General features: G+C 55.1%; 8 protein-coding genes and 1 pseudogene. 3 read left to right on the top strand and 6 right to left on the bottom strand.

Features of this window, described 5'->3' with window-relative positions:
* Positions 1-446: pseudogene (locus tag NW857_RS08100) on the top strand (hypothetical protein); the annotation flags it as partial.
* Positions 447-502: 56 nt separating this feature from the next.
* On the opposite strand, the gene cynS reads toward NW857_RS08100, so the two are convergent.
* From cynS to NW857_RS08080, 4 genes are all read right to left on the bottom strand, one after another.
* The gene (gene cynS / locus NW857_RS08095) at positions 503-949 is read right to left on the bottom strand and encodes a cyanase (protein WP_414334744.1); all 447 of its coding nucleotides are present in this window, start codon (positions 947-949) and stop codon (positions 503-505) included.
* A 60-nt stretch (positions 950-1,009) separates the two neighbouring features.
* Entirely contained in the window at positions 1,010-1,894 is an 885-nt protein-coding gene (locus NW857_RS08090; protein ID WP_414334745.1) for an ABC transporter ATP-binding protein, read from the bottom strand.
* Complete coding sequence (gene ntrB / locus NW857_RS08085; RefSeq protein WP_414334746.1) at positions 1,891-2,721, bottom strand: nitrate ABC transporter permease; 831 nt, start codon at positions 2,719-2,721, stop codon at positions 1,891-1,893. Before ntrB ends, NW857_RS08090 begins: the two co-directional genes overlap by 4 nt.
* 102 nt (positions 2,722-2,823) lie before the next feature.
* Positions 2,824-4,377 carry a CmpA/NrtA family ABC transporter substrate-binding protein gene (locus NW857_RS08080; protein ID WP_414334747.1) on the bottom strand — a complete coding sequence of 518 codons (1,554 nt, stop codon included), beginning with the start codon at positions 4,375-4,377 and terminating at the stop codon, positions 2,824-2,826.
* A gap of 230 nt (positions 4,378-4,607) precedes the next feature.
* On the opposite strand from NW857_RS08080, the gene NW857_RS08075 reads away from it, so the two are divergent.
* Complete coding sequence (locus NW857_RS08075) at positions 4,608-5,612, top strand: o-succinylbenzoate synthase (RefSeq protein ID WP_414368599.1); 1,005 nt, start codon at positions 4,608-4,610, stop codon at positions 5,610-5,612.
* Here NW857_RS08075 and prfB read toward each other — a convergent pair.
* Positions 5,609-6,740, bottom strand: a protein-coding gene (gene prfB / locus NW857_RS08070; protein ID WP_414334761.1) for a peptide chain release factor 2 whose coding sequence is annotated in 2 segments (ribosomal slippage) — positions 5,609-6,667 and positions 6,669-6,740 — 1,131 coding nt in all. Because the reading frame shifts where the segments join, the coding sequence is not laid out codon by codon here. The genes NW857_RS08075 and prfB overlap by 4 nt on opposite strands.
* 242 nt (positions 6,741-6,982) lie before the next feature.
* On the opposite strand from prfB, the gene NW857_RS08065 reads away from it, so the two are divergent.
* Positions 6,983-7,384 carry a DUF4359 domain-containing protein gene (locus NW857_RS08065; protein ID WP_414368597.1) on the top strand — a complete coding sequence of 134 codons (402 nt, stop codon included), beginning with the start codon at positions 6,983-6,985 and terminating at the stop codon, positions 7,382-7,384.
* Between the two features lie 17 nt (positions 7,385-7,401).
* Here the strand turns inward: NW857_RS08065 and NW857_RS08060 are convergent, their stop codons facing one another.
* A complete protein-coding gene (locus NW857_RS08060; RefSeq protein ID WP_414337133.1) occupies positions 7,402-8,523 on the bottom strand; it encodes a methyl-accepting chemotaxis protein in 1,122 nt (373 codons plus the stop codon).
* Positions 8,524-8,891 lie beyond the last annotated feature (368 nt).

Genomic DNA, 8,891 nt, shown 5'->3' with positions numbered 1-8,891 from the left:
TTAAAATTCCGAGCCAGAAAGGGGACTCCGTCTTGCATGGGCAGTTGGAAAAGGGGTTTTCCTTTGCGTTTTGCCTCTACCGGCGTCCTTTTCGGCAGCCCTTGCGCACCCGCTACGGCCTATGGTCTGTCCGCGAAGGGATCCTGATCCGGCTGACGGATCTGGAGACGGGTCAGCAGGGCTATGGGGAGATTGCTCCCCTCCCCTGGTTGGGCAGCGAGACTTTGGAGCAAGCGCTGGCGTTTTGCCAGCAGTTGCCGGCTGAGCTATCCGAGGTGCAGATTGAAGGGATCCCAGCAACTCTGCCCGCCACTCGCTTTGGCTTGGAATGCGCCTGGCTGGCCTGTCGGGATCCCGGCTGGCTGGCCAGGGATCTCTACGGGCTTGCTTTCTGCGGACTTGCTCTTTGTGGGCTTTTTAGGAAAACTGCACCCCCAGGTTCCTAGCTCAACTACTAGCTTGACTTTACAGGCAGTTAAGACTCGGCTCATGTATCCTACCTCTACCACTTCTTGTAGGGCAGGAACTTACCAGACATGATCACTTTAACGCGATCTCCTTTAGGGTCTTCTTCCTTTTGTATATCTAAGGTAAAGTCAATAGCGCTCATAATCCCATCGCCAAACTTCTCATGAATTACTGCTTTTATTGGCATGCCATATACCTGTACAATCTCGTAGAAGCGATAGATCAAAGGATCTGTCGGCACCACTGGCCCTAGACCTTTCAGTGGGCATTCAGTCAATTCTTTTGCTACAACAGCGTCCAGTTCTAAGATCTCAGTAATTTTTTTCGCTTCTTCTAAAGAGGCGCTTGCCTGACGATAAAAAACCGCTGCAATCCACACCTCATCTCGGCCTATCCTCTGCTCTAAATCAGCAAAGGTTAGCCCCTTCTCAGCTTTAGCGGCCAATAGCTTCTTAGTAATCTCTGGGATGGTTGTGCTCATTGTAGCCTCCTAAATTTCAGATGTATCGGCTTCGTGAAAGCTCCTACTACAGTTTATTCCTCAAACCCGGATCCGTGATTCCTCAACAGCACGAGTTTCTTGAGAAAGGTGATGTTCCATAGCTGCCTTGAGAGCATGATAGCCTGGCTGCTGATCTAAGCTGTCTCGATGGCGAGGACGGGTAAACGGGACATCTAGAATCTGAGCAATGCGAGCCTCTGGCCCCCGAGTCATCATGACAATTCGATCCGACAGCAACAGTGCTTCTTCAATGCTGTGGGTAATCAAGATGACAGTTTTCCGTTGTGACTCCCAAATTCGCTCAACTTCATCCTGAAGGAATCCTCGCGTCAGGGCATCTAAAGCGCCAAATGGCTCATCCATGAGCAAAATTTGTGGATCAGTTGCCAGAGCTCGAGCAATTGCTACCCGCTGCTTCATCCCTCCAGATAATTCGTGAGGATATTTCTTTTCTGCCCCCCGCAACCCTACTAGGTCTATGAAAGATTGTACCAACTGCTTCTGCTGAGCCAAAGTCATCTGCGGGTGTACAGTTTCGACAGCAAAACGGATGTTTTCTCCTACTGTCATCCAGGGCATAAGAGCATAGTTTTGAAAGACAATGCCACGATCAGATCCGGGGGAATGAACCTCTTGACCATTGATCAATACTTGTCCAGTAGAGGGCTGTGAGAGACCTGCAATGATATTAAGCAATGTCGACTTACCACAACCAGAAGGACCGATAATCGAGACAAAAGTGTTGGCTTCTACCACTAAATCGATGGGTGCAAGAGCGACGTAATCAACCGAAGCACGACCAATGAGCCGATCCATAAAGCCACGACGACCGGGGTAGATCTTGGTGACTTGGCGCAACTGCAACTGCGGAATCCGCTCCAAGCCAGCAGAACTCGAGGTATAGGAAGGAGAAGTAACTTTCATGACCTCACCCAAAATGCGACCCAACGTTGCAACAATACAAACAACCAATCTAGCAGAAGACCCACAACACCGATAACAACAATTGCAGTAATGATACTGGTAATTTGAAGGTTATTCCATTCGTTCCAGATAAAATAACCCAGGCCAGTACCTCCCACCAGAATTTCGGCAGCTACGATTACCAGCCAGGCAATACCGATGCTGATGCGCAAGCCGGTTATGATGCTTGGCGCTGCTGCAGGCAGAATTACCTTAAGGATAGTACGCCAACGGGACGCCCCTAAAGAGCGAGCCACATCCAAGTAAGCTCGATCCACATTACTTACCCCAAACTTAGTATTAATTAGGGTGGGCCAAATGCTAGTAATAGCAATGACAAACAAGGCGGCGCTTTCTGAGCTTTTCAGAATGCCTAAACCCAGAGGCAGCCACGCTAGTGGTGAAACTGGCTTTAGCAACTGAATGTAGGGATCAATTGCCCGTGAAGTCACCTCCGAAAGACCCACCAGTACTCCAAGAGGGATGGCGATCAAGGAGCCAATGGTAAATCCAATCGCCACTCGCTGTAAGCTTGCCAGCAGATGCCAACCAATGCCTCTATCGTTAGGGCCATAATCGTAAAAGGGATCCGAAACCCACCCCCAAATAGTTACCAAGGTTCTACTGGCAGGGGGAATTAATGGAGAAAATACTCCGCCGCGTGCTCCGGCCTCCCAAACTACCAAAATCAAAAGCAAAGAGATCATAAACAAAGCAAATGCCTGCCGATTAGTACCCGGTAGGATCGAACGAATCCATCGCCCTGGCATAGCGGGAAGAAAGGACATTGTACCTCCAACGGGTTAAGGAAAAAATCTAGAGAAAATTTTAGTGCAATGGGATCGTCATCAACTGTTCAGTTTAAACAGATGGGATCCCTATCTGAGGGTCTAAACCCCAAACTTCTCGATTTGAGCTTGAATGTAAGCGACAGGATTACTAGGATCGAAGGTATCAAACTTCAGGGTTTCAACCCTTAGGTTTTCGGTAGGCGGGTTTTGTCCTAGCTCTCGAGCCAGCTCACGGGCCAAGTCTGTCAGGAAGATATCCTGAGTGATCTGAGGATAATCTGCGTCCGCCTCTGATAGGAGATTCCAGCGCACCAATTGGCTAATGATCCAGTAAGCAAAGCTCTGCCAGGGGTAGGGATCAAAATCAATCCGATTAGGAATGTTGAAGCTATTGCCTAACCCATCCTCAAATTGACCCGTCAGCACGGCAGTCACCACCGCCTCTGGCTGATTCAGAAACTCCCGCGGAGAAATAGCCTTGGCGATCTCGGCTCGATTTCCTGACTGGCTGGCATAGCTGGCTGCGTCGATGATCGCTTTGTTCACTGCTCGGAAGGTGTTTGAGTTCGCATCAATCCAGCTTTGACCAGCAGCGAAAACACAGCAGGGATGTCCTGGCCAAAGATCTTTACTCAGCATATGGATAAAGCCTACTCCCTCAAACACCGCCCGTTGGTTAAACGGGTCTGGCATCAACATGGCATCGATATCCCCTACCGCCATGCGAGCTACACTATCCGGCGGCGGCACAGGGTTAATCTGTACATCGGTGTCGGGATTGAGACCTCCGACAGCTAGGTAGTAGCGTAGCAGTAGGTTATGCATTGAGTATGGAAAGGGAACGCCGATTGTGAAACCTTTGAAGTCAGCAGGGCCTTTCACAGTGTTTTTGTACTTGTTGGCAATGGTAATGGCCTGGCCGTTGATGTTCTCGAGGCTAGCCACCCTAATCGGGAAAGCTGTAGATCCTAGGCCCAAGGTAATGGCAATAGGCATTGGGGAGAGCATGTGATAAGCATCTAATTCTCCGGCGATGGCAGAATCCCGCACCGCAACCCAACTAGGCATTTTCACCAACTGCACATTCAACCCATGCTTCTCATAGAACTTCAGGGGCTTGGCCATGATGATCGGGGTGGCACAGGTAATGGGAATAAACCCAATTCTCAGATCCGTTTTCTCAAGGGATCCCTGAGCTTGAACAGACAGTTCCTGTTGTCCTTGAGTGGCTGCCAACCCAATCACTGAAGCTGCCACCAACACCTGAGTCAAAAAACGCCGCCGCGAATAAGACCCTGTCCGAAGGGTATCCGTAAAAAATTCGGCTGCCTGAGGTCCAAAAGCCGCTACCATCGCTTGATCTAGACCGCCCGCTTGCCAAATCAGCTCCCGTAAAATTGGCTCCTTTTCTGGGTTACGCCGACTAAAGCGCTCCAAGACCAGCGTCTCTAGCATCTCAGTGCGGCTGATCTGATCCGCAAGCTTCAACACCTGCGGCCGATAAACTCCCATCTTGATTAAGTCATCCGCCAGATCCGCTGGACTTTGTGGCATGGAAGCAAGGAATTCACTGTGATCCTGTGGAGCATGTGAACCACCACAGGGACACCGTTGTGAGTCAAGGGTGAAGACTTTGTCAGTGGAAAACTGCATAGAGCCTCTCTCTTCTGCCAAAAGAGTGAACCAACGCTTCTTTCCTCACCTCAATCGTAGTAAGGAGATACTCAGTGAAAGTTACGTTATGTCTTCAACTTGATTCTGTAGCTTCAACTACAGTAAGAACATGGGCCTAGCTGTCTTACTTGCAGCATCTCTCTAGGCTCTGAGATTCCTTCTTTACCCGTAGCTCCTTATCCGGACGATCCTCAAAGGCAGAGAAAAACGTGCTGAGCTTCGAGTTTTGCCTCTACCGGCGTCCTTTTCGGCAGCCCTTGCGCACCCGCTACGGCCTATGGTCTGTCCGCGAAGGGATCCTGATCCGGCTGACGGATCTGGAGACGGGTCAGCAGGGCTATGGGGAGATTGCTCCCCTCCCCTGGTTGGGCAGCGAGACTTTGGAGCAAGCGCTGGCGTTTTGCCAGCAGTTGCCGGCTGAGCTATCCGAGGTGCAGATTGAAGGGATCCCAGCAACTCTGCCCGCCACTCGCTTTGGCTTGGAATGCGCCTGGCTGGCCTGTCGGGATCCCGGCTGGCTGGCCAGGGATCTCTCGGGGCTTGCGTTTTGTGGGCTTTTGGGAAAAGCCGTCCCCGTAGGTTCCTACCCGGTTTACAAAGGCAAGGTGGGGGTGGATGCCTTTGAGCAGGAGTGGAAAAAGCTAGCAAGCTGGCTGGAGCAACTGCCGCCCGGATCCCGGCTGCGCCTGGATGCCAACGGGGGGCTGACCCTAGCCGAGGCGCGGCGCTGGCTGGCCCTCTGCGACCAGCTCAATCGGGAGTGGCCGGGCAAGATCGAGTTTTTCGAGCAGCCTCTGCCCCCGGACCAGTACGCTGACTTGATCCAACTGAGCCGCGAGTTTCAAACTCCCCTTGCTCTGGATGAGTCAGTGGCCGGCCTGGAGCAGTTGCAAGCTGTCCACCGGTCGGGCTGGCAAGGGATCCTGGTGGTCAAGCCCTCTTTGGTCGGATCCGGTCTTGCCCTGAGGGACTACCTCAGCCAACACCCGGGCTTGGATCTGGTGTTTTCCTCGGCCCTGGAAACCCCTATTGGCGCTTGGCACGGCCTAGTTTGGGCGGGATCCCTGCAGGCAAAAACAGCCCATCCCAGAGCCTTGGGATGGGGGGTGGGGGAGTTTTTCCCAGAGTGGGATCCCGTTCAATTGGGCGCGATCTCGGCGTCGGAGCGGGCAGCCCTGATGCAGGCGGTGTGGGAGCGCCACAGCCGGCCCTAGACTGCAGCAGCCTGCTGTTTGGCATGTTCCTGCCGCAGGTAGGCCTGGATAAAGTGCATCAGCTCCTCCGGTTCGCCATTCATAAACGCCTCGACATTGTAGGTTTCGGCGTTGGTGCGGTGGTCTTTGATCAACTTGTAAGGATCGAAGGTGTAGGTGCGGATCCGGCCCCCAAAGCCCTGGGTCACCATTTCGCCGCGGATCTCGGCCAGCTTTTGCCGGCGCTTCTCCTCCTCCAATTCGATGAGCTTCGCCTTCAGGATCTGGATGGCCCGCTCCTTATTTTGCAGTTGGGAACGCTCCTCGGTGCAGCGCACGGCAATGCCGGTGGGCTTGTGGATAACGCGCACCGCCGTTTCCACCTTGTTGACGTTTTGGCCGCCTGCCCCGCCGGAACGAGAAGTCTCGAACTCCAGATCCTCCATCCTCAGCTCGAACTCATTCTCTTCCTCCAGGATGGGCATGACCTCGACGCCGGCAAAGCTGGTCTGGCGCTTGCCGTTGGCGTTGAAGGGGCTGATGCGCTCCATGCGGTGGTTGCCCTTCTCGGCGGAAAGATACCCATAGGCGTAGGGCCCCTCGATCAACAGGGTGGCCGACTTGATGCCGGCCTCTGCCCCTTCCGAGTATTCCGAGAGGCTGACCTTGTAGCCCTGGTTTTCCGCCCAGCGGGTGTACATCTTCAGGAGCATCGCTGCCCAGTCTTGAGCGTCGGTTCCCCCCGCGCCGGCGGTAATGGTGAGGATGGCGCCGTTTTTGTCGTAGGGGCCGGAAAGCAGTTGCCGCAGCTCCCATTGGCCGAGCTCCCGCTCCACCGCCGCCAGGGATCCGGACACTTCCGCCAACAGCTCCGGGTCGGGATCCTCTTGCAACAGCTCCAGGGCGCTGGTGGCATCTTCCAGGCGATCCTTCCAGCGGTGGACTTGATCCCAGGAGGCCTTGAGGCTGTTGAGCTGTTGCAGGTGGCGGCGGGCCGCCTCGGCATCGTTCCAAAACTGCGGCTGCGCCGCCTCTTGCTCCAAAATGGCGATCTGTTGCTCTAGGCGGGGCAGGTCAAAGATAGTCCTGAGCACTGCTCAGGCGCGAGGTGAGCGATTCTAGGGTGCGTCTCAGATCGGCCAGTTCCATAGAGAGCATCAAGCTGCGCATCGGCTCCCATCCTAGCCTGTAGGCTAGCAATTCAACCAAGGGATCCAGCTCTTTTGCAGGTTTGCTGCAACACCGTGAACCGCATTCCTGGCCAATTGGGTGATCCCGCGCCGGCTCTAGGAGGCGACAGGGCGGCCTTAGGCGATGGCTTTTGCCGAAGGATCCCTGTCGAAGCACCTCAAGCCCGTAGCAGAATGGAAAATCTTGTTTCGGAGGCCGCTATGCTGAGGGTCTTTTCCTTGCTTTCCGGACTGGTTCTGGCCGGGGGTGTGGCTGCTCTGGCCATCACCAATCCCACCCCGGAAGCGTACGGGGCCTACGCAGGGGAACAGTTGGCTGCCTATGCCACGCGGGAATACTGCGCCCAGCTCCCGGCTTTTTTGCCCACCCTCATTGAGGAATGTCACGCCCTTGTGCAAGAGCTGCAACCGGAGTTGGCAGAGCTGTTCCTGCACCAGACCCGCCGGCAAAACTTCATCCTCTTCAGCCTCTACAGCACCGATTTGTCGTTGCTTAACTTTGGCCCGCTGGGGATCTCTTTGCCCACCTACCACTTCCAAACTCTGGCGGTGGCAGGGCAGTTTTACACCTACGAGATCCGCGAGGGCCAGACCACTCCCTAGGCCACTCCCAAAAAAGGCTAAACCTGGGCCCGCTCTAAGAGGGCTTGCAACTCCTCCAGGGCCGCCTGGGCCGACTGGGCCTGCTGGTAAAGGGATTGCACCATCTCGGCGCTGGCCTGGGCTGATTGCAGGGTGGATTGGCTTTGGCGTTGGATGCGCTCTGCCAAGCCGCGGATGCGGTTGCTGGCTTCGGTGGTGCGCCCTGCCAATTTGCGAATCTCCTGGGCAATGGCGCCAAAACCGCCACCTCCGCCGCTGCGGTTGGCCTCCACAGCCGCATTAAAGGAGAGCAGGCGAATATAGCCCGCCACCTCTACGATCAAGTCAACGATGGTGTTGATTTCTTTGAGCTCGCGGGAGAGCTCCTGGTTGCTGTCGGCAATTTCCTGAGATAGACGGCGAACGGCCTCTACTCCGGCAAAGGTGGCGGCAAAGGTGGATTTGCCCTTCTCCGAGAGCACCGAGCTGATCTCGATGATGCGGGCGTTGAGGCGGGCCAGTTCTTCGGAGCGCTGCTGGGCCTGGCGCCGCTCCCGATCTAGAGCGATGTTCTGGCTGAGGATCTCGGCCTTTTGCCGCTCCAGATCGCGGGCATACTGAAGGCTGCGGTTTTTCTCTTGCTCCAGCTCGGCCAAGATCCGTTGCATCTCCTCCTGCTGTTCTTGCAGCTTCCGCTGCGTGGCCAGATGCACCTGCGACTGGGCCACCAACAACACCGGCACATCCAAAAGGCGGTAGTCCTGGGAACCAACTTGTACCACCACCGGGTCGTAGATGGTCTCCTGGGGCCGCTGGAAGGCCTGGCTGGCCGCCGCGATGACATCGCAGTCGCCGGGGAGCAGCAAAAAGCCCCGTCCGTGGAACTCCACCATGGAGCTGATGGGCCGCTTCAAAAACACGTCTAGGCCATAGGGCTTGCTCAGCATCCACTCCAAAATGGCGCGGCGGGTCAACATCCCCTGCACCCGCGACCGCTCATCCAGCACGATGACCCCCGAAAGGCTGGGATCATCTTCTAGGCGGCGCACCACGTTCTCGCAGGTGGTGGACTCGCTCACCTGAAAGTCGACCAGAGCCAGATCGCGCAGCTTGGTGTTGATCGAGAGGGTGGGAGTGGGCGGATTGGTCAGGGTAGCCATCACAGGGATCCTCGGCGCGGGTTGGGCAGAGACAAGTGGCCAAGAATGTGCTATGTATAGAGGAGCACAGAGGCAGAGCTCTGCTCGCCTTTCCAGCGAACCGGTGGCAAACAGAGCCGGCCACCCTTAGTTTGGCTTGAGATCTTGTCTGCTGGCTACAAGCCTATACGGGATTGTGCGGAGAGATCCTCTTTCTTTATTTATTTGTGCTTTATTGGTGGGCAGGCGAGGAACCTGTTCTGAACCCAGGGGCTAAGGGGATCTGGGGTTAGCGAGCCTCTTGATAGCGGTGGTAGATCTCCAGGATTTCGCCGCGCCCGCGCTTAAAAGCTGCCACCACGTGGGGATCGAAGTGGCTGCCGCTGTTG

The sequence above is a fragment of the Synechococcus sp. H55.9 genome (genome assembly GCF_047462355.1).
Taxonomy (GTDB): Bacteria; Cyanobacteriota; Cyanobacteriia; order Thermostichales; family Thermostichaceae; genus Thermostichus.
Note: the sequence above shows the minus strand (reverse complement) of the source record. Positions and strands in the feature narration are given on the sequence as shown.